This window comes from Bacteroides sp. Marseille-P8574, from assembly GCF_902825465.1.
Lineage (GTDB): Bacteria > Bacteroidota > Bacteroidia > Bacteroidales > Bacteroidaceae > Bacteroides > Bacteroides uniformis.
Genome location: NZ_CADEBE010000002.1, coordinates 438542 through 459873, shown reverse-complemented (window position 1 = coordinate 459873; position 21332 = coordinate 438542). Strand labels below are relative to the sequence as shown.

Here is a 21332-nt window from a genome sequence, read left to right as displayed (position 1 = left end):
CTTTATCCTCTCAATTCATTTCCTGTATAATTTTCATCAACCCTCCCGTCAGCTTCCTCAACTGTTCCGGCTCTATAATGAACGGAGGCATCAGGTATACCAATCTTCCGAACGGGCGTACCCAGATTCCCTCCTCAACGAAGCGTTTTTGCATCCACGCCATGTCTACGGGTTCTTTTGTCTCAATCACCCCGATGGCTCCCAGCACACGTACATCCATCACTTGCGGCAATCGGCGTGCCGGTTCAAGCTCTTCTTGCAGTTGCCGGCTGATGCGAGTCACCTTGCCTTGCCAGTCGTATTCGGGCGAGGTCAGCAGCTTCACCGAAGCGCACGCCACGGCGCATGCCAGTGGATTCCCCATAAAGGTGGGTCCGTGCATAAACACCTCCGGTGTATGGTTGGAGATGGTATCCGCCACTTCATTCGTCGTCAGTACGGCAGACAGCGTCATGTATCCGCCCGTTATGGCCTTTCCTATGCACATGATGTCCGGTTCTACACCCGCGTGCTCCCAGGCAAAGAGTTTTCCCGTCCGTCCGAAGCCCGTGGCTATCTCATCGAATATCAGCAGCAGGCCATGTTCCTTGCATATCTGTGCCGCTTCGCGCAGGTACTGGGGGTGGTAGAACCACATGCCGCCAGCGCCCTGCACCACAGGTTCGAGGATAAGCGCTGCCAGTTCCTCGTGATGCTCCTCTACCAGTTTCCGCAGTTCCACCGTATCCCGTTCATCCCATTCGCCGTGGAAGCGCGAGCGCGGCTGCGGCACGAAATAGCGCACCGGCAATGATGCCCCGAACAGCGAATGCATGCCCGTCACCGGGTCGCAGACAGACATGGCATTCCATGTATCCCCGTGATAACCCGAACGGATAGTCACAAAATTGTTCTTCTTCGCCTTTCCCTTGCCATACCAGTACTGCACGGCCATTTTCAAGGCCACCTCTACTGCCACCGAGCCCGAGTCGGCATAGAATATCTTCTGCATGGACGGCGGGACGAGCGGTAGCAGCAACTGGCCCAGTTCAATGGCAGGGTCGTGTGTCAGCCCTCCGAACATCACATGCGACATCTTGCCCAGCTGTTTCTCTGCCGCCCGGTTCAGTGTAGGGTGGTTGTACCCGTGGACGGCGCACCACCACGACGACATTCCCTCTACGAGTGTTTCTCCGCTTTCCAGGGTGATGGTGGCGCCTTCGGCATGCTTCACCTTATACACCGGTAGCGGGTTGGTGGTGGAGGTATAGGGGTGCCATAGGTGCTCTCTGTCGAACTGCGAGCCGCAGAACCGGTATCCGGCATCTTCTATCAGTACCTTGTCTTCCGACACTTTCGAGCCGAGCGTTGTCAGCAGGTCGCCCACGATGGCGGAGTTGATGCCGATGTGTAGCGCTTGCTTTACGGCCTCCTTGCTCAGTTGCGAGCGTCCTCCGGCAAAGCGGAGGAAAGCTGTCGGGTTGATGAAGCGGAAGAGGGCGATGGTGGTCAGTATTTCCTCCTCGCTGAGTGGTGCCTGCCGTTCCAGCGGTGTGCCGGGGATGGGGCTCAGGAGGTTGATGGGGATGGACTGTACTTCCAGCTCGCGCAGTGTGAAGGCGAATTCGATGCGTTGCTCCATGCTCTCGCCCATGCCGATGATGCCGCCGCTGCAGATGTCCATGCCTACGTTGCGGGCAGCTTGCAGGGTGCGCAGCTTCTCTTCCTGCGTGTGCGTGCTGCACAGTTGGGGAAAGTAGGAGGGGGCTGTCTCCAGGTTGCAGTGATAGCGGGTGATGCCTGCGTCGTGCAGTGCCCGCATTTCGTCTTCGTTGAGCAGTCCCAGTGATGCGCACAACTGGATGGACGAGTGCCGGCGCATGTGCCGGGCGGCTTCGCACAGTTTCTCCATGTTTTTGGAGGAGGGCTTCCGTCCACTGGTCACCAGCGAGAAACGTGCCACGCCCTGGGCTTCATTATGCAGGGCATGCCGCAGGCATTCTTCTTTATTCACCAGGTCGTACACGTCTGCCTGGGTTTTGTAGTGCGACGACTGTGCACACCACTTGCAGTTTTCCGGGCATCGTCCGGACTTGGCATTAATGATGGAGCACATGTCGAACTCCTCCGAGGCTCGGGCCCGGGTTATCTCGTGGGCAGCTTCGTATAGCGCTTCCTTGTCTGGTTGCACAGCCAGCCATTCGGCTTCTTCCTTACTGATGTGGCTGCCGCGCAGCACTTGTTCCTTTAATTTCTGTAGGGTCATATCTTTCTTGGGTTATGTTCATGGATAAAGACAGAGGTACGGATTGCCGGGGCGGTGCAGCTCGTCATTCTGCTGCATGGCTTCCAGTAATCCGTACCTCTTATTCTCTTTTGTTTCAGGCTATGTGTGTCTTGTCCGCCCGTATTTCCGCAGGGGCGGATGACTTGTGTTTCAAAAAGAATGTGTCGGTTCGTTCCAAGCTCCGTGAGGATACTTGTCAGGGCGCTGCTGCTACCCAGCGGAATGCCGATGTCGCTTTTCCTTCCTTCCGTTTTACCCCTCCAGGCACTCTCTTCCCTGCATCCGGCATGTCCGGCAGTTCCAGCAGCTTTCTGTTTGGAGAGAGAACTGTCTGCCACGTTTTTGCGCAGGCAACCGATGGTGACACACCGCCCTATGCTGGCAAATGCAGCGTAGGCTTTTCTGCTCCAGCGGCGGAAGCGGATGGTAGGTGCGGCGGGTGATGTATTCCTCATGTTTTTTCTGCCTGATGCGGTTTTGTTTCCTTTTAGCAGATGCAAATGTAGAAAAAATAATTTCATAACGGTAATGATCATGCATGAAAAAAACGCGCAAATTGGACTTAAGAATACTTTAGTGGGTTGGAAGGTTGTATAAAGTGAAATTGAGGCTAATTGGATGAATTGAATGGTATGGGCATAAAAAAAGGCTATCTATCCCAGACAGCCAATCTTTTGTTAACCTTAAATCTAATACTATGAAAAACACATTGCAAAGGTACGTGTTTTCTTATAATCTCCAAATTTGCAGTAGATAATATCATGTTTTATAACAAGACTTAATGGTCATTAAGAACTTTATCTGCAATATTCATCGTACATTTGCTCCTGATATATCATCCGTTTGCCTTTTATGCATTATGCATTCGGTGCAGACGGATGATGTGTTTTCGTGAACTTATATACAGACAAACAACTATAAAACATACATTTATAATGAAATCAATCCAGAACAAAGGAATAAACCTCACCGCAGAAGACCTCAAAAATCGAATCGCTGACAGAAAAGAACGATATGCCAAGCAGCAGGTACGACGCGAGAAATTGGAACAAACCATGGAGAACACCCGCAATGACATCGAGCAACTGGAGTATACCCTTGCACAGATGGAACGTACCGCCAAGCGCTCCCGCAATGCTGCCGCACAGCCTTCCCGTTTTGTCCCCCGCGAGCGTATCGCTAGCTTCTTTGCCCGTGTTTCCCGTTTTTTCGACCACCTTCAGCACCGCTTGCACCGTAGCTTGAACTATACTTGGTTCTGCCTTGTGCTATGCTCCCGATATACTTTTCAGAGCCGCCTGAAAAGCGTGGAACGCTGCTGTCTTACACCGGCCACGGTGCTGGGGTACTTCAAGAGGGAGATGTAACCAGTGACTTCGCTCTTATGGTAGAAGCAGCCTTAGGGATTAGTGCGGAACTCCTCGTTAATAGGCAGGCGAGATATAATATGGCTGTCTCTCTTAAAAAAAATCGCTGACCGATAAGTTGCATGAAATACACAAAATGTGTGCTTCCCTATTATAGTATGAAAGTGTTGCTTTTATCAATAAGACAGTGAGGGTGTGTCATCAACCGTTTTGACACATTCATTTTTCTTGAGCAAGTTTTCTTATTGCCACTCGAACTTTCCCAGTTTTCCCTCCCATTCTAACTTTGCAACATGTTTTATTAATAAATATATGCAAAATGATAAAAGAACAAAGTTTTGAATGGCTGCTCGAGGGATGCCATCGCATTGCAGATGTAGCAGTGGCCTATTACCCAAACTACGCGTATGCCTGCTCGGCCGTAAAGGCCCTGCGCCGTTCCATTGCGGAACACGCTTGCCTGCTGAAGGACCTGACGGACCAGGGCTATACCGCCAGGACTGCCCACCTCACCCCCGTACAGATAGGCATCCTCCTGAGCTACTGGGGGATGCCCGACCACGTGAAGGATATGACCGTGAAAAATCCGTATCTTCTGGTCTCTAAAAAATATGCGAAATAGAGAATGTATTTCTAATACATTCTGATTATTTTAGTATATTATTATATAGGGTGGTGGAGGATGAGGTGAAACCCTCTCTCGCCACCTTATGTATTTCATTAATTTTTAGCCGATTCTAACTGCTTATTTGTATCCCCCTGGCTGGTCTCTTACCTTTGTCGCATTATCGAATTAAGAATAGACAAAAATGGAAAAAGAAATGAGACCCATGACAACGGAGATGCTGAAGAAAGGCTATCTCCTCTTCCCCAAAGCCTTGTTTGAGGAACAAATGAATATGAAAACCGGAGAGAAAGCCGCCGATGCCTTCGAAGCCTTTGTCTTTGTGCTGACACACGTCAACTACAGCACGGTGACCTGCAACGTCAGGGGACACCTTTTTGACTGTGTACGTGGCGAGTCCGTACTTTCCCTGGCCCGTTGGATGGAGATATTGGGGTGGCCCCGCAACCGTACGCGCTACTTCTTCAACAAGATGTTCGACGCCGGCATCGTGGAGCGGGTGGCCAACCCCTACGTGATGCACATCCGTATCCCCGATTATGATTTCCTTACCGGCAATGCCCGTCCTAAAGCAGCTCCGCGGAAGAAGAAGGCAGCGCCGGTGGCTGGGGCGGGAGAGGACTTCTGCATCTTCTAGGAAAAGTTTCATGACATCACCGAGCATCCCAAGGTAAACATCGGCCGGGCCCGTCGCGAATGGAAAAAATTGACGGCAGGCGAGAAACAGCGGGCACTGGACAACATCGACGAATATTACGACCATCTGAACAACCAAAAATATTGTAAACAAGCCGCCACCTATCTGGCGGACAAATCTTTTGAAAATGAATATGATGACTGAAACTACTTTTTCCCACGACAGTGACCTCGAAGAAGCTGTCATCGGTGCCTGCATGATAGAGCGCGCTGCCATGCCTCTGGTGGCGGACAAACTGCGTCCCGAGATGTTCTACGAGGAGAAGAATCTGGAAATTTTTGCCGCCCTGCAATCGATGTATCGCAGCGCGAAGTCCATAGATACCATCACGTTGAAGAACGAACTGGCAGCCCGTGGCAAACTCGATGCCGTGGGCGGGCCTTACGAACTGTTACGCATCAGCTCGAAGGTCAGCTCCAGTGCTCATCTGGAGTATCATGCGCTCATCCTTAGGCAATTGCACACGCGGCGTATCATGCGTACGGGATTCCAGCAACTGCTGGCGTTCAGTGCCGACGAGTCGATGGATATTGACGACATCCTGGTGGAAGCCCATCGACTGCTGGAGGGGCTGGAGGACGAGAGCGGCGTAGCCGACCACCTTCGCTCCATAGACCGGCTGATGGACGACACGCTGGCCGAGGTGGAGCAGCGTATGGAGCACGGATGCAACGGCATTACGGGTATCCCTACGGGTTTTGACGCTCTGGACCACGTTACGGCGGGCTGGCAGCGCGGCGACTTGAACATCCTTGCTGCCCGTCCGTCGGTGGGGAAGACGGCCTTTGCCCTCCACCTGGCCCGTGCCGCTGCCATGGCGGGGCGTCATGTGGTGGTCTTCAGCCTCGAAATGCAAGGCGAGCGCCTGGGCGACCGCTGGCTGCTTGCAGCTACGGAGGGGGTAGACCCGCAACACCTGCGCAGCGGCCAGCTCACCCCCGGCGAGGTGAGGCAGGTGCATGAGGCATCTGCCGAGTTGTCGCGGTTGCCCATACTGATAGACGACCATCCGATGACGAGCATGGACCGCGTGCGTTCTTCCGCCCGCCTGCTGAAGAGCAAGAATCGCTGTGACATGGTGATTGTGGACTATCTGCAACTATGTGACATGAGGAGTGACCAGAAAAACCGTAACCGCGAGCAGGAAGTGGCGCAGGCAAGCCGCAAGGCAAAGCTGCTGGCCAAGGAGCTGGATATCCCCGTACTGCTGCTGAGCCAGCTGAACCGGGCGAGCGACGGTACCATAGACCATCGCCCCACCCTGAGCAACCTGCGCGAGAGCGGCGCCATAGAGCAGGATGCGGATATGGTAATGCTGCTTTGCCGCCCTGCCCTCTACGGCAAGACCGTCGATAAGAAGAGTACTTATCCCACCGATGGCTTGGGCATCGTCATCATAGCCAAGCACCGTAATGGCAAAACCGGTGAAGTCTATTTCCACCATAACCAAAGCATGACAAAACTGGTGGACTACATACCACCATTGGAGTGGCTGACGAGGAATGCAAAGTGATGGATGGAAATTTATAGAATGCAGAGACACAAAGACACGGAGATTTTTCTTATTGCTTGAAAAACTCTGTGTCTCCGTGTTTTTTGTAGTAAAAAAAATGGCAAAACACTTGACTTCCGCTTCTTAATGTTGTATCTTTGTAATGTGCTTAAGAAAAGGAATAATCATTGATTTGGGCGCCCTATCCCTTCCCTTACCCACTTCTCTCTTATAACTCATTTTTCTTAACTTAAACCTTAACTTTTCAAATTTATGGATGTAATTGTAGAGCGCTTCCAGCGCCGTAAAATCGTAAGCAACCCGGCTTCGCCCATGTTGTACTATCTCCGTCAGAAACCCAAGACCTGCGGCACCGTGGACATCGATGTCCTTGCCGCCTCCATTCAGAAAAACTGTGCCATGACGAAGGGCGACGTGAAGCACGTCATCGAAGCCCTGGTGGAGGAGATTCAAGGCAACCTTGCCAACGGCGACAAGGTGAAGCTGAACCAGCTGGGCACTTTCCACATGACGTTCCGCTGTCCCGGCATGGAGGCCTCGGACAAATGTACGGTGCGCAATATCTCGAAGGTGAATATCCGCTTTATCCCCGACAAGGAGTTGAAGCTGGTGAACGGCAGTACCGCCGTGACCCGTAGCCCGGCGAATGTGGGCTTTGTGCTCGACAAGCCCGAGGAGGGCGGCTCCGGCGGCGGCAATCAAGGCGGTGGTTCCGGAGGCGGCTCCGGCGACGACGGCGACCAGGGCGAAAATCCGCTGGGATAAAAAAGGAATGATTAATGGTTAGTGATTAAGGGTTAATGAACACAAGCAAATCGTTTATCGCTAATCAATCCCTAATGATTAACCATTAATCATTAGCCATTAATCCTTAATCACTAATCCTTAACCATTAATTCTTAACCATTAATCCTTAATTTTATGAGTACAAAATCATCCGTTTGGGATAAGATTCTGAAAGTGATAATCGCTGTAGCCTCCGCGCTTATTGGTGCCCTGAGCGCCCATGCCATGACAGTGTAGCGGGTTTCCTTCACTTTTAATTTTTAATTTCTAATTTTTAATTCTCATGAGATTCATCAATCTTATCGTCGTCCATTGTTCCGCCACCCGCTGCGACCGCTGCTATACGGAGCACGACTTGACGACAGACCACCTGCGCCGGGGCTTCTCCGGCGCAGGTTATCATTTTTATATCCGCAAGAACGGTGACATCAAGTCCCTGCGTCCCTTGTCCCTGCCTGGTGCCCATGTCCGGGGGTGGAATGCAGGTAGCATCGGTGTCTGCTACGAAGGCGGTCTTGACGAGTGCGGTCGCCCTGCCGATACACGCACCCTTTTCCAAAAGCACTCCCTGCGTGTGCTTGTGTTGCTGCTGCTGAAGGATTATCCCGGTTCCCGGCTTTGCGGTCACCGCGACCTGAGCCCCGACCTGAACCATAACGGGGAGATAGAGCCGGAAGAGTGGGTGAAACAATGTCCCTGCTTTGATGCGGCGACTATACTGACAGAACCGCCACCACCCAATCCGGCATGCTTATAAAATGTTTTTATTCTCTTTCTTTGTGCTTTTCTCGCGCACGTATATATATAATGTATAGTTATTTTCTCTCTTTTTCCTTTCTTCAAAATTGTTCATGCGAAATGCTTTTATGAATCAGTAAGTTACAAAAAAGTTTCATTTTTATTAAAAGAAAATGATAGATATGTTTGGCTTGTATTGTTAAATCCTATACCTTTGCACTCGCTTTCCAAGAGAAGGAAAGTGGTAAGATTGAAATACTGAGACAGAAGTGTGGAAGGTGACACAGAGAAATAAAGAGAGATAAAAATATTTTTCGAAAAATATTTGGAGCTTATTAATAATTCTCTTTATCTTTGCAGTCCGATTCGCAAAGAAAAAGAATTTTTCTTGTTTTACTTTTCTTATCCTTGTTTAAAGGATTTGAAAATACAGAAAAGAAAAAAAACTTCCGAAAATATTTGGAGGATATACTTAAAAGTTCTTACCTTTGCATCCGCTTTCTGAAAAGAACAGCAATCGTGAAACGAGCGATCTTTGAACAGATTTACATAAACAATACAAGTAGTACAAGAGCAAGGCTTTTCCTTATCAATGGGGAATTGCCTTGGGTAAAACAAGAGAACCGTCAATACTTATTTTATATAGGTAAAGATAAACTTTTGAATTCGAGCGTCCTGAACAGATAATAAGCTGTCGCACATTAATTTTTTTTAATTTGCGCAGTCACGATACTTTTACAATGAAGAGTTTGATCCTGGCTCAGGATGAACGCTAGCTACAGGCTTAACACATGCAAGTCGAGGGGCATCAGGAAGAAAGCTTGCTTTCTTTGCTGGCGACCGGCGCACGGGTGAGTAACACGTATCCAACCTGCCGATGACTCGGGGATAGCCTTTCGAAAGAAAGATTAATACCCGATGGTATATCTGAAAGGCATCTTTCAGCTATTAAAGAATTTCGGTCATTGATGGGGATGCGTTCCATTAGGTTGTTGGCGGGGTAACGGCCCACCAAGCCATCGATGGATAGGGGTTCTGAGAGGAAGGTCCCCCACATTGGAACTGAGACACGGTCCAAACTCCTACGGGAGGCAGCAGTGAGGAATATTGGTCAATGGACGAGAGTCTGAACCAGCCAAGTAGCGTGAAGGATGACTGCCCTATGGGTTGTAAACTTCTTTTATACGGGAATAAAGTTGGGCACGTGTGCCTTTTTGTATGTACCGTATGAATAAGGATCGGCTAACTCCGTGCCAGCAGCCGCGGTAATACGGAGGATCCGAGCGTTATCCGGATTTATTGGGTTTAAAGGGAGCGTAGGCGGATGCTTAAGTCAGTTGTGAAAGTTTGCGGCTCAACCGTAAAATTGCAGTTGATACTGGGTGTCTTGAGTACAGTAGAGGCAGGCGGAATTCGTGGTGTAGCGGTGAAATGCTTAGATATCACGAAGAACTCCGATTGCGAAGGCAGCTTGCTGGACTGTAACTGACGCTGATGCTCGAAAGTGTGGGTATCAAACAGGATTAGATACCCTGGTAGTCCACACAGTAAACGATGAATACTCGCTGTTTGCGATATACAGTAAGCGGCCAAGCGAAAGCGTTAAGTATTCCACCTGGGGAGTACGCCGGCAACGGTGAAACTCAAAGGAATTGACGGGGGCCCGCACAAGCGGAGGAACATGTGGTTTAATTCGATGATACGCGAGGAACCTTACCCGGGCTTAAATTGCAAATGAATGTTCTGGAAACAGATCAGCCGCAAGGCATTTGTGAAGGTGCTGCATGGTTGTCGTCAGCTCGTGCCGTGAGGTGTCGGCTTAAGTGCCATAACGAGCGCAACCCTTATCGATAGTTACCATCAGGTTATGCTGGGGACTCTGTCGAGACTGCCGTCGTAAGATGTGAGGAAGGTGGGGATGACGTCAAATCAGCACGGCCCTTACGTCCGGGGCTACACACGTGTTACAATGGGGGGTACAGAAGGCAGCTACACGGTGACGTGATGCTAATCCCTAAAACCTCTCTCAGTTCGGATTGGAGTCTGCAACCCGACTCCATGAAGCTGGATTCGCTAGTAATCGCGCATCAGCCACGGCGCGGTGAATACGTTCCCGGGCCTTGTACACACCGCCCGTCAAGCCATGAAAGCCGGGGGTACCTGAAGTGCGTAACCGCGAGGAGCGCCCTAGGGTAAAACTGGTGATTGGGGCTAAGTCGTAACAAGGTAGCCGTACCGGAAGGTGCGGCTGGAACACCTCCTTTCTGGAGTGACGTCTCGACTCGATCGTTGGTTCTTGAAGTTATGCTTCCATAGGAACCTCTTGTACTGCGCGTACTTGTTTATTAAAATATACGAGAAAAGTAGAAGCCGAGCCGTAAGGCGAGGGTTTGACTGACAGTCCTATAGCTCAGTTGGTTAGAGCGCTACACTGATAATGTAGAGGTCGGCAGTTCAACTCTGCCTGGGACTACTTCTCAGTTGGTGACCGACCGGTTACGATTTAGCGGGTCTTTCATCAATGGTGAAGGGGGATTAGCTCAGCTGGCTAGAGCACCTGCTTTGCACGCAGGGGGTCAACGGTTCGAATCCGTTATTCTCCACTTCTCAAGATTAGGAATTATCTTTAATCCTTAATCCTTGACAACGATCTTTGACATGATGTGACCAAAAAAAGTAAAGTTGAAAGCTGAAAGTATATATCGACCATACGTGATCGGTAAGACAAAAAGTAAGTAAGGGCACATGGCGGATGCCTTGGCTCTCGGAGGCGATGAAGGACGTGATAAGCTGCGATAAGCCGCGGGTAGGTGCAAATGACCTTTGATCCGCGGATTTCCGAATGGGACAACCCGATATCCTGAAGGGATATCATCCCGCAATGCGGGAGGCTAACGCAGGGAACTGAAACATCTTAGTACCTGCAGGAAAAGAAAATAAATAATGATTCCCCCAGTAGTGGCGAGCGAACGGGGAACAGCCCAAACCATCCATGTTACGGCATGTGTGGGGTTGTAGGACCACGTTGTGGCAAGAAAGTTGGTGAGCAGAATGTTCTGGAAAGTACAGCCATAGAGCATGATAGCTGCGTATGCGAAGCCAACCGAAGCCTAGTGGTATCCTGAGTAGCGCGGAGCACGAGGAATTCTGCGTGAATCTGCCGGGACCATCCGGTAAGGCTAAATACTCCCGAGAGACCGATAGTGAACCAGTACTGTGAAGGAAAGGTGAAAAGCACTTCGAACAGAAGAGTGAAATAGTTCCTGAAACCATGTGCCTACAAGCGGTCGGAGCACTTTTAGTGTGACGGCGTGCCTTTTGCATAATGAACCTACGAGTTACTTTTTCCGGCGAGGTTAAGGATCTCAGATCCGCAGCCGAAGCGAAAGCGAGTCTGAACAGGGCGTATAGTCGGAAGGAGTAGACGCGAAACCAAGTGATCTACCCTTGGGCAGGTTGAAGGATGGGTAACACCATCTGGAGGACCGAACCAATAAGCGTTGAAAAGCTTCTGGATGACCTGAGGGTGGGGGTGAAAGGCTAATCAAACTTGGAGATAGCTCGTACTCCCCGAAATGCATTTAGGTGCAGCCTTGACTTATACTGACATGAGGTAGAGCGACTGATAAGATGCGAGGGCTTCACCGCCTATCAAGTCTTGACAAACTCCGAATGCGTGTCAGTTCTATGTCAGGAGTGAGGGCATGGGTGCTAAGGTCCATGTCCTAAAGGAGAACAATCCGGACCAACAGCTAAGGTCCCGAAATGAATACTAAGTTGAACTAACGAAGTCAGATTGCTAAGACAGCTAGGATGTTGGCTTGGAAGCAGCCATTCATTTAAAGAGTGCGTAACAGCTCACTAGTCGAGGAGTTTGGCGTGGATAATAATCGGGCATAAGTATTCTACCGAAGCTTTGGGATGAGAAATCATCGGTAGGGGAGCATTCCACTCTGCGTCGAAGGTAAGGCGTGAGCCTTGCTGGAGCGTGTGGAAAAGCAAATGTAGGTATAAGTAACGATAAAGGGGGTGAGAAACCCCCTCGCCGAAAGACTAAGGTTTCCTGATCAACGCTAATCGGATCAGGGTAAGTCGGGTCCTAAGGCTCAGCCGAACGGCGAGGCCGATGGCAGAACCGGTTAATATTCCGGTACTACCTTAAGGAGTGACGTGGAGACGGAGTCGTGACAGCGCCGCGGACTGACGGAATAGTCCGTTGAAGGGTGTAGATGTTGATTGTTCCAGGCAAATCCGGAACGAGAGTCGAACCTGACAGTATGGAGCGTCCTTCTGGACAATCCAATAGTGCGTGTAATCATACTTCCAAGAAAATCCGCTAAACTTAATCCTTACGGTACCCGTACCGCAAACGGACACACGTAGTCGGGTTGAATATACTAAGGCGCTTGAGTGATTCACGGTTAAGGAACTAGGCAAACTGACCCTGTAACTTCGGGATAAAGGGTCCTCAAGCAATTGAGGCGCAGAGAATAGGTCCAGGCAACTGTTTAACAAAAACACAGGGCTGTGCAAAATTGAAAGATGAAGTATACAGCCTGACACCTGCCCGGTGCTGGAAGGTTAAGAGGAGACGTCATCGCAAGAGAAGCGTTGAATTGAAGCCCCAGTAAACGGCGGCCGTAACTATAACGGTCCTAAGGTAGCGAAATTCCTTGTCGGGTAAGTTCCGACCTGCACGAATGGTGTAATGATCTGGACGCTGTCTCAACCGTGAGCTCAGTGAAATTGTAGTATCGGTGAAGATGCCGATTACCCGCGATGGGACGAAAAGACCCCGTGAACCTTTACTATAGCTTAACATTGAATTTGGGTAATTGATGTGTAGGATAGGCCGGAGGCTTTGAAGCGGGCACGCCAGTGTTCGTGGAGCCGCTGTTGAAATACGGCCCTCTGATTATTTGAGTTCTAACCCGCTGTTGCGGGGACACTGTTTGGTGGGTAGTTTGACTGGGGTGGTCGCCTCCAAAAGCGTAACGGAGGCTTCTAAAGGTGCCCTCACGACGATTGGTAACCGTCGGCAGAGTGTAATGGCATAAGGGCGCTTGACTGGGAGACTCACAAGTCGATCAGGTAGGAAACTAGAGCATAGTGATCCGGTGTTTCTGTATGGAAAGGACATCGCTCAAAGGATAAAAGGTACTCCGGGGATAACAGGCTGATCCCTCCCAAGAGCTCATATCGACGGAGGGGTTTGGCACCTCGATGTCGGCTCGTCACATCCTGGGGCTGGAGAAGGTCCCAAGGGTTGGGCTGTTCGCCCATTAAAGTGGCACGCGAGCTGGGTTCAGAACGTCGTGAGACAGTTCGGTCTCTATCTATCGTGGGCGCATGAAATTTGCGTGGCTCTGACACTAGTACGAGAGGACCGTGTTGGACTGACCTCTGGTTTACCGGTTGTGCCGCCAGGTGCATTGCCGGGTATCTAAGTCGGGATTGGATAAGTGCTGAAAGCATCTAAGTACGAAGCCAGCCACAAGATTAGATTTCTCAGGGTCGTTGTAGACTACAACGTTGATAGGACGCAGGTGTACAGGCAGCGATGTCATAGCCGAGCGTTACTAATTGCCCGTTCACTTTTTGCCTTGCCTTGTATGGAGGTATATACGTTCAGCCATAAATGAATGCTTTGCTTTTTTCGCATCATGTCTACCTTATTCAGGTGACTACAGCACCGGGGTTCCACCTCTTCCCATTCCGAACAGAGAAGTTAAGCCCGGTCACGCCGATGGTACTGCGTAACAGTGGGAGAGTAGGTAGTCGCCGTTTTTCAGAAGAAGCCTCCGTGTCTGATAAGGATACGGAGGCTTCGTTCGTTTTAGATACCTCCGGAACTGCTCCCCTTAATCCTTGCCATGCGTTGTTGTAGACGTATTTTCTGCTTCTTTTGTCATTCTTTTGTTATCATTACAGAACAAAGTTGGTGTAAAACGAGTTTTTTTTGGAAGAGCAAGAACTTTTCTTCCTTTCTTTCTATTCAATATCAAATGGATTTTTGTAAATTTGGCGTGAATCTAATAGGAAGGGAAAAAATCACGCAATTAATATTGTAATATAAATCATATAATAACTCCTGCAAATATGGAAAACAAGATTCAAGAGCTGACCGATAAGATCTACCGCGAAGGCGTAGAGAAAGGAAATGAAGAGGCACAGAAACTTATCGCAAAAGCTCAGGAAGAAGCCAAGAGAATTATAGAGGATGCACGTAAGGAAGCGGATTCTATCGTGGCTACCGCCCATAAGTCTGCCGATGAACTGGCAGAGAATACAAAATCTGAATTAAAGTTGTTTGCCGGTCAGGCTGTGAATGCTCTGAAGTCCGAAATCGCTACGTTGGTGACGGACAACATTGTGAATGCCGATGTAAAGGCATTTGCTGCAAACAAGAATTATCTTAATGCCTTCATCGTTGCATTGGCGTCCAAATGGAGTGTGAACGAACCAATCGTTATCTCTACTGCGGATGCGGAAGGCTTGACGAAATATTTCGCAGCGAAGGCGAAAGACCTGCTGGACAAGGGTGTGAAGATTGAGCAAGTGAATGGCATCAAAACCTTGTTCTCCGTATCGCCTGCCGATGGTTCGTACAAGGTGAACTTCGGCGAAGAAGAATTTATGAATTACTTCAAGGAATTCCTGCGTCCGCAATTAGTGGAAATGCTGTTCTAAAAACTCCCACAGGATTATGAGTAAATACTATTACTTGGTAGCCGGTTTGCCTGAACTTACTCTGGAAGACAGTAAACTGAGCTATACAGTAGCCGATTTCAGGACGGAACTATATCCTGCCTTGTCGGAAGATGATAAAAAGTTGATAGATTTGTTTTATCTGAAATTCGACAATGCGAATGTCTTGAAACTATTGAAGGATAAGGATGCTGCCATCGACCCGCGCGGAAACTATTCGTCGGAGGAACTGGCGGAATATATCTCACGACTGAAGGATGGCGACGAAGTCTCTGACAGTGTATTCCCATCTTATCTCTCCACGTTCATTTCCGAATACTTCAGCCTGCCTGCCGAGGACGGTTTCTTGTATGAAGACCGCCTGGCAGCGCTCTATTACGCCTATGCCATGGAATGTAAGAATCAGTTTGTGTCTTCCTGGTTTGGTTTCAACCTCACTCTCAATAATATATTGGTGGCGCTCACAGCACGTAAGTTCAAGCTGGACATTGCTCCGCTGATTGTGGGTGATACGGAAGTGTGCGAGGCTCTGCGTACTTCCAATGCCCGTGACTTCGGTCTGGGTACTGAGGTGGATTATCTGGAGCAGCTGGTGAAAATCAGTGAGACGGAGGAACTGGTGGACCGGGAAAAGAAGCTGGACCAGCTTCGCTGGGACTGGATGGAGGAGGCCACATTCTTCGATTACTTTACCGTGGAACGTCTGTTTGTCTTCCTGCTACAGCTGGAGATGATAGAACGGTGGATTTCGTTGGATAAAGAGAAGGGTAACCAACTGTTCCGCAGCATTATCGCTGCCTTGAAAGACGATGTGCAGATACCCGCAGAATTCAGATAAAATAAACAACTAAAAATATATGGCAACAAAAGGAACTGTTAGTGGCGTAATAGCCAACATGGTGACCCTCGTCGTCGACGGACCGGTAGCGCAGAATGAGATTTGTTATATCTCGACCGGAGGAGACAAGTTGATGGCGGAGGTGATTAAGGTAGTAGGTACCCAGGTCTACGTGCAGGTATTTGAGAGTACCCGCGGACTGAAAGTGGGGGCCGAAGCCGAGTTTACCGGACATATGCTCGAAGTGACACTGGGGCCCGGTATGCTTTCGAAGAACTACGACGGTCTGCAAAACGACCTCGACAAGATGGATGGCGTTTTCCTGAAACGCGGGCAATATACCTATCCGCTGGATAAAGGAAGCAAATGGCATTTTGTGCCTTTGGCAAAGGTGGGCGACCAAGTGGAAGCTGCTGCCTGGCTGGGACAAGTGGACGAGAACTTCCAGCCTCTGAAAATCATGGTGCCTTTTGAACAGAAAGGTGTGTGCACCGTGAAATCCATCGCAAAGGAAGGTGATTACAGCATTGAGGATACCATTGCAGTGCTGACGGATGGCGAAGGCAATGACATCCGGGTGAACATGATACAGAAATGGCCCGTGAAGCGTGCCATGACCAACTATAAGGAAAAACCGCGTCCTTTCAAACTGCTGGAAACCGGTGTGCGCGTAATCGATACCGTGAACCCGATTGTGGAAGGTGGTACGGGCTTTATCCCCGGTCCGTTCGGTACAGGAAAGACGGTACTACAGCATGCCATTTCAAAACAGGCGGAAGCGGACATCGTAATCATCGCTGCCTGCGGTGAGCGTGCCAACGAGGTTGTGGAAATCTTTACAGAATTCCCCGAATTGGTTGACCCGCATACGGGACGGAAGCTGATGGAACGTACGATTATCATCGCCAATACTTCGAACATGCCGGTGGCTGCCCGTGAGGCATCTGTCTACACGGCAATGACGATTGCGGAATACTACCGGAGCATGGGATTGAAGGTGCTGCTGATGGCGGACTCCACCTCACGTTGGGCGCAGGCATTGCGCGAGATGTCCAACCGTATGGAGGAGTTGCCCGGTCCCGATGCCTTCCCGATGGACTTGTCCTCCATCATCTCCAACTTCTATGGCCGTGCGGGTTATGTGAAGCTGAACAACGGCGAGTCCGGTTCCATTACTTTCATCGGTACGGTATCGCCTGCGGGCGGTAACCTGAAGGAGCCGGTAACCGAGAATACGAAGAAGGTGGCTCGCTGCTTCTATGCCCTTGAGCAGGACCGTGCCGACAAGAAGCGTTATCCTGCCGTAAATCCGATTGACTCGTATTCCAAATACATTGAATACCCTGAATTCGAGGAGTATATCACCAAGCACATCAACGGTGATTGGATTGGCAAGGTGAATGAAATCAAGACCCGTTTGCAGCGTGGTAAGGAGATTGCCGAGCAAATCAACATCCTGGGTGACGACGGCGTGCCCGTAGAATATCACGTGACTTTCTGGAAATCGGAACTGATTGACTTCGTTATCCTGCAGCAGGATGCCTTTGACGAAGTTGATGCCGTGACTCCGATGGAGCGTCAGGAGGAGATTCTGAATATGGTAATAGAAATCTGTCATACCGAATTTGAGTTCGACAACTTCAACGAAGTAATGGATTACTTCAAGAAGATGATTAACATCTGTAAGCAGATGAACTACTCGAAGTTTAAGTCGGAAGAATACGAGAAGTTCCATAAGCAGTTGCAGGAACTGGTTGAGGAACGTAAAGCCTAAGGATGTACTATGTGACTGTTTACAATTTACTATTTGCCTTGCGGATGCAGGTGTACGGAGGTTGTAGATAGGAAAATAGTAGAATAGGATGGCAGAGATTTAAATAGTAAATAGTAAATTGCTAAATTGTAAATAAATAGATGGCAACAAAAGCATTTCAAAAGATATATACCAAGATTACTCAGATTACGAAAGCTACGTGTTCGCTGAAGGCAACCGGAGTGGGGTATGACGAGTTGGCGACCGTAAACGGCAAACTTGCCCAGGTGGTGAAGATTGCCGGCGACGAAGTGACTTTGCAGGTGTTCGAGGGTACGGAAGGTATTCCCACCAATGCAGAGGTAGTATTCTTGGGCAAGGCTCCTACAATCAAAGTGAGCGAGCAGCTTGCCGGACGGTTCTTCAACGCCTTTGGCGACCCCATCGACGGTGGTCCGGCCATTGAAGGCGAGGAGGTGGAAATTGGCGGTCCGTCCGTGAATCCGGTGCGCCGTAAGCAGCCTTCGGAACTGATTGCAACCGGTATTGCAGGCATCGACCTGAACAATACGCTGGTGTCCGGACAGAAGATTCCGTTCTTTGCCGACCCCGACCAGCCCTTCAACCAGGTGATGGCGAATGTGGCTCTGCGTGCGGAGACTGACAAGATTATCCTTGGCGGTATGGGTATGACGAACGATGACTACCTCTACTTCAAGAACGTATTCTCCAATGCCGGTGCGCTCGACCGTATCGTCAGCTTTATGAATACCACCGAGAATCCTCCGGTAGAGCGTCTGCTGATTCCGGATATGGCACTGACGGCAGCCGAGTATTTCGCTGTGAACAATAATGAAAAGGTGCTGGTGCTGCTTACGGATATGACTTCCTACGCCGATGCGCTCGCCATCGTGTCCAACCGTATGGACCAGATTCCTTCGAAGGACTCCATGCCGGGTTCCCTTTATTCGGACTTGGCGAAAATATACGAAAAGGCGGTGCAATTCCCAAGCGGCGGTTCCATCACGATTATTGCGGTGACGACTCTGTCCGGTGGCGACATTACGCATGCCGTGCCCGACAATACGGGTTATATCACGGAAGGCCAGTTGTTCCTCCGTCGTGACAGCGACATCGGTAAGGTTATCGTTGACCCGTTCCGTTCCTTGTCCCGTCTGAAGCAGCTTGTTACGGGCAAAAAGACACGTAAGGACCATCCGCAGGTGATGAATGCCGCCGTACGTCTGTACGCCGATGCCGCCAACGCCAAAACCAAGCTTGAAAACGGTTTCGACCTGACGAACTACGACGAACGTACCCTTGCCTTTGCCAAGGACTACTCCAACCAGCTGCTGGCCATCGATGTCAACCTCGATACCACAGAGATGCTCGATGTGGCATGGAGTCTGTTCGGCAAGTATTTCCGTCCGGAAGAGGTGAATATCAAGAAAGAGCTTGTGGACCAGTTCTGGCCGAAAGCAAACTAAATAAATGTACGATTAGACGATTTACGGTTTACGATTGATATTACTGAAATTGTAAATCTGTAAATTGAGAAATTGAGTAGCTTCAGTCGTCTAATCGTAAATCGTTAAATCGTAAATAAAATGGCTATTAAGTTTCAATATAACAAAACCTCCCTCCAGCAGTTGGAAAAGCAACTGAAGGTGCGCGTGCGTACACTCCCCATCATCAAGAACAAGGAGAGTGCCCTGCGTATGGAAGTGAAGCGTTGCAAGGGCGATGCTGCCGCGCTGGATGCGAGGTTGGAAAAGGAAATCCAAGCTTACGAAGCCATGTTCGCCCTTTGGAATGAGTTCGACGCTTCATTGATAAAGGTCAGCGATGTTCATCTCGGTGTGAAGAAGATTGCCGGTGTACGGGTGCCATTGCTCGAGAATGTAGATTTCGAGATACGTCCCTACAGCTTGTTCAATGCGCCCAAATGGTATGCGGACGGGTTGCATCTGCTCAAGTCGCTGGCACATACTGCCATCGAACGTGAATTTATCGTTGCCAAGTTGAATTTGTTGGAACATGCGCGTAAAAAGACCACCCAGAAGGTGAATCTTTTTGAGAAAGTACAGATTCCGGGCTATCAGGATGCTCTGCGCAAAATCAAGCGGTTTATGGAAGACGAGGAGAACCTCTCCAAGTCATCGCAGAAAATCATGAAGTCCCATCAGGAGAAAAGGAAGGAGGCAGAGGCATGATTACGAAAATGAAGAAGCTCACGTTCCTTGTGTATCATAAGGAGTACGAAGCGTTTCTGGCACAGATCCGGGAACTGGGCGTGGTGCACGTTGTGGAAAGGCAGTGCGGCGAGATGGACGACACCTTGCAGCGATTCATGCAGAAGCGTACGCTCTACAAGAATATGCTTCAGAGCATGTACACCCTGGCGGACAAACAGCCGGAAGAAAAGGTGCATAAAGAGTTGTCTGCCGATGCTTTGGTGAAATCCTATGAGGATTTGCAGGCACGTATACAAGACTTGAACCAGCAGATTCCCGCCATTGACAAGGACGTGGCACAGATGGAGGCTTGGGGTGATTTCGATTGGGAATCCATCCGCCGGCTGGAAGATGCCGGCTGGTTCGTGCAGTTCTACACCTGCCCGGAGAAAGACTATAACGAAGCGTGGGCAGAGGACTACAATGCCATCGTGGTGAAAGAGAACGGCGGACATCTTTATTTTGTGACCGTCACTCCCCAGCCGGTAGGGCTGGATGTGGAACCGCTCCGTCTGCCTTCACTCAGCCTCTCCGAGCTGAGCCGGAAGAAAGCCGGTACGGAAGAAGCCCTTGTGCAGGCACATGCCGGGCTGAAAGACTTCTGCAAGGCGAATTACTGTACGTTGGAGAAATACAACCTCCAGCTTCAAGGAGAAATAGACCTGCTGAAAGTCAAGCTGAACAGCGAGCAGATGGCGGAAGGAGCCGTAGTGCTGATGGAAGGCTGGATTCCCGAAGACTGCGAGGCGGATGTGAGGAAACTTCTCGATGAAAACGGCACTTATTATGAGATAAGGGCGGCCAGACGCGAGGACAACGCTCCCATCAAGTTGAAAAACAACGCCTATACACGCATGTACGAAGTGCTTACAAAAATGTACGGCATGCCCGACTATGCAGAGTTCGACCCGACGCCAATACTTGCGCCGTTCTTCTCGCTCTTCTTTGCCTTCTGTATGGGAGACGCGGGCTACGGCTTGGTGCTGATAGCACTCGGGTTCATCCTGAAAAAGAAGATGTCCGAGTCCATGAAAGGCATGATGAATCTGGTGATTACGCTGGGTATATTCACGGCCGTCATCGGTGCCATACTGGGAACATTCTTCGGTGTAAGCCTCTTCGACCTGGAGATACCCGCCAAACTGAAGGAATTCATGATTGTGGGCAAGATAGGCGAGACCACCTATGACAAACAAATGCTGCTGGCGCTGATTATCGGTGCGGTGCATATCTGCATTGCCATGACGGTGAAGGCAGTGGGGCAGACCGTGCGCTTCGGCTTCAAGGAGTCGCTCAGTGCCTGGGGATGGCTGTTGCTGGTAGTGGGATTTATCTGTACCGGCGGACTTTCCTTCTTCAAGATAATTTCGGAAGATGTGTCTACATGGGCATTCATCGTGATTGGCGGTGTTTCCGCCATTGGCATCTACCTGCTGAACAACATCCACCGGAATGTATTTGTCAACATCGGTGCCGGGGTATGGGACACCTATAACATGGCAACCGGACTGATGGGCGATATACTTTCCTACATCCGTCTCTATGCCCTCGGTCTGGCAGGCGGTATGCTTGGCGGCGTGTTCAATCAGCTTGCCTTCATGGTGAACGATGCGGCAGGACCTGCCCTGGGCTGGCTGTTCTGCGGACTGATACTGATATTCGGGCATACGCTGAATATCGCCATGTCTTGCCTGAGCGCTTTCGTCCATCCTCTCCGTCTGACATTCGTGGAATACTTCAAGAATTCCGGTTACGAAGGCAAGGGCGAAGCCTACAAACCTTTTACAGTAGTAAAGAAATAAACAAA

Annotated in this window: 14 protein-coding genes, 2 tRNA genes, 3 rRNA genes and 1 pseudogene; 18 read left to right on the top strand and 2 right to left on the bottom strand. The window is 49.9% G+C overall.

Annotated elements, in window-relative coordinates; all coding sequences use genetic code 11:
- Window positions 1–10: 10 nt before the first annotated feature.
- On the bottom strand, window positions 11–2245 hold the full coding sequence (gene bioA, locus HUX74_RS14220; protein ID WP_174646901.1) for an adenosylmethionine--8-amino-7-oxononanoate transaminase: 2235 nt from the start codon (window positions 2243–2245) through the stop codon (window positions 11–13).
- A complete protein-coding gene (locus HUX74_RS14215) occupies window positions 2242–2721 on the bottom strand; it encodes a hypothetical protein (protein WP_117601230.1) in 480 nt (159 codons plus the stop codon). The genes bioA and HUX74_RS14215 overlap by 4 nt, the downstream gene beginning before the upstream one ends.
- Before the next feature lie 480 nt (window positions 2722–3201).
- Between HUX74_RS14215 and HUX74_RS14210 the strand changes: the two genes are divergently transcribed.
- From HUX74_RS14210 to HUX74_RS14125, 18 genes and pseudogenes are all read left to right on the top strand, one after another.
- Window positions 3202–3633 (top strand): hypothetical protein, encoded by a 432-nt coding sequence (locus HUX74_RS14210; protein WP_174646900.1) that lies wholly within the window; start codon window positions 3202–3204, stop codon window positions 3631–3633.
- A 319-nt stretch (window positions 3634–3952) separates the two neighbouring features.
- Window positions 3953–4255, top strand: a complete 303-nt coding sequence (locus HUX74_RS14205; protein WP_005831107.1) for a DUF4248 domain-containing protein — start codon at window positions 3953–3955, stop codon at window positions 4253–4255.
- A 187-nt stretch (window positions 4256–4442) separates the two neighbouring features.
- Window positions 4443–5099, top strand: a pseudogene (locus HUX74_RS14200) (hypothetical protein).
- Window positions 5089–6468 (top strand): replicative DNA helicase, encoded by a 1380-nt coding sequence (gene dnaB, locus HUX74_RS14195; protein WP_117601285.1) that lies wholly within the window; start codon window positions 5089–5091, stop codon window positions 6466–6468. Before HUX74_RS14200 ends, dnaB begins: the two are co-directional and overlap by 11 nt.
- Window positions 6469–6720: 252 nt before the next feature.
- A complete protein-coding gene (locus tag HUX74_RS14190) occupies window positions 6721–7233 on the top strand; it encodes an HU family DNA-binding protein (RefSeq protein WP_005837397.1) in 513 nt (170 codons plus the stop codon).
- A gap of 156 nt (window positions 7234–7389) precedes the next feature.
- Window positions 7390–7491, top strand: a complete 102-nt coding sequence (locus HUX74_RS14185; RefSeq protein ID WP_005837396.1) for a smalltalk protein — start codon at window positions 7390–7392, stop codon at window positions 7489–7491.
- A gap of 46 nt (window positions 7492–7537) precedes the next feature.
- The gene (locus HUX74_RS14180) at window positions 7538–8011 is read left to right on the top strand and encodes an N-acetylmuramoyl-L-alanine amidase (protein ID WP_035448724.1); all 474 of its coding nucleotides are present in this window, start codon (window positions 7538–7540) and stop codon (window positions 8009–8011) included.
- A gap of 718 nt (window positions 8012–8729) precedes the next feature.
- Window positions 8730–10256: ribosomal RNA gene (locus HUX74_RS14175) — 16S ribosomal RNA — on the top strand.
- 135 nt (window positions 10257–10391) lie between these two features.
- A tRNA-Ile gene (locus HUX74_RS14170) sits at window positions 10392–10465 on the top strand.
- Between the two features lie 56 nt (window positions 10466–10521).
- A tRNA-Ala gene (locus HUX74_RS14165) sits at window positions 10522–10595 on the top strand.
- A 122-nt stretch (window positions 10596–10717) separates the two neighbouring features.
- Window positions 10718–13595, top strand: a 23S ribosomal RNA gene (locus HUX74_RS14160).
- Window positions 13596–13668: 73 nt separating this feature from the next.
- A 5S ribosomal RNA gene (gene rrf, locus HUX74_RS14155) occupies window positions 13669–13779 on the top strand.
- The 16S, 23S and 5S rRNA genes sit together here with 2 tRNA genes alongside, the layout of an rRNA operon.
- A gap of 312 nt (window positions 13780–14091) precedes the next feature.
- Window positions 14092–14682 (top strand): hypothetical protein, encoded by a 591-nt coding sequence (locus tag HUX74_RS14150; RefSeq protein WP_117601385.1) that lies wholly within the window; start codon window positions 14092–14094, stop codon window positions 14680–14682.
- A 16-nt stretch (window positions 14683–14698) separates the two neighbouring features.
- Window positions 14699–15538, top strand: a complete 840-nt coding sequence (locus HUX74_RS14145) for a DUF2764 domain-containing protein (protein ID WP_138345988.1) — start codon at window positions 14699–14701, stop codon at window positions 15536–15538.
- 19 nt (window positions 15539–15557) lie between these two features.
- Window positions 15558–17312 carry a V-type ATP synthase subunit A gene (locus HUX74_RS14140; protein ID WP_117601383.1) on the top strand — a complete coding sequence of 585 codons (1755 nt, stop codon included), beginning with the start codon at window positions 15558–15560 and terminating at the stop codon, window positions 17310–17312.
- Window positions 17313–17452: 140 nt separating this feature from the next.
- The gene (locus HUX74_RS14135) at window positions 17453–18778 is read left to right on the top strand and encodes a V-type ATP synthase subunit B (RefSeq protein WP_005827389.1); all 1326 of its coding nucleotides are present in this window, start codon (window positions 17453–17455) and stop codon (window positions 18776–18778) included.
- Between the two features lie 120 nt (window positions 18779–18898).
- Window positions 18899–19504 (top strand): V-type ATP synthase subunit D, encoded by a 606-nt coding sequence (locus HUX74_RS14130; RefSeq protein WP_117601382.1) that lies wholly within the window; start codon window positions 18899–18901, stop codon window positions 19502–19504.
- Window positions 19501–21327, top strand: a complete 1827-nt coding sequence (locus HUX74_RS14125) for a V-type ATP synthase subunit I (RefSeq protein WP_174646899.1) — start codon at window positions 19501–19503, stop codon at window positions 21325–21327. Before HUX74_RS14130 ends, HUX74_RS14125 begins: the two co-directional genes overlap by 4 nt.
- Window positions 21328–21332: the final 5 nt, after the last annotated feature.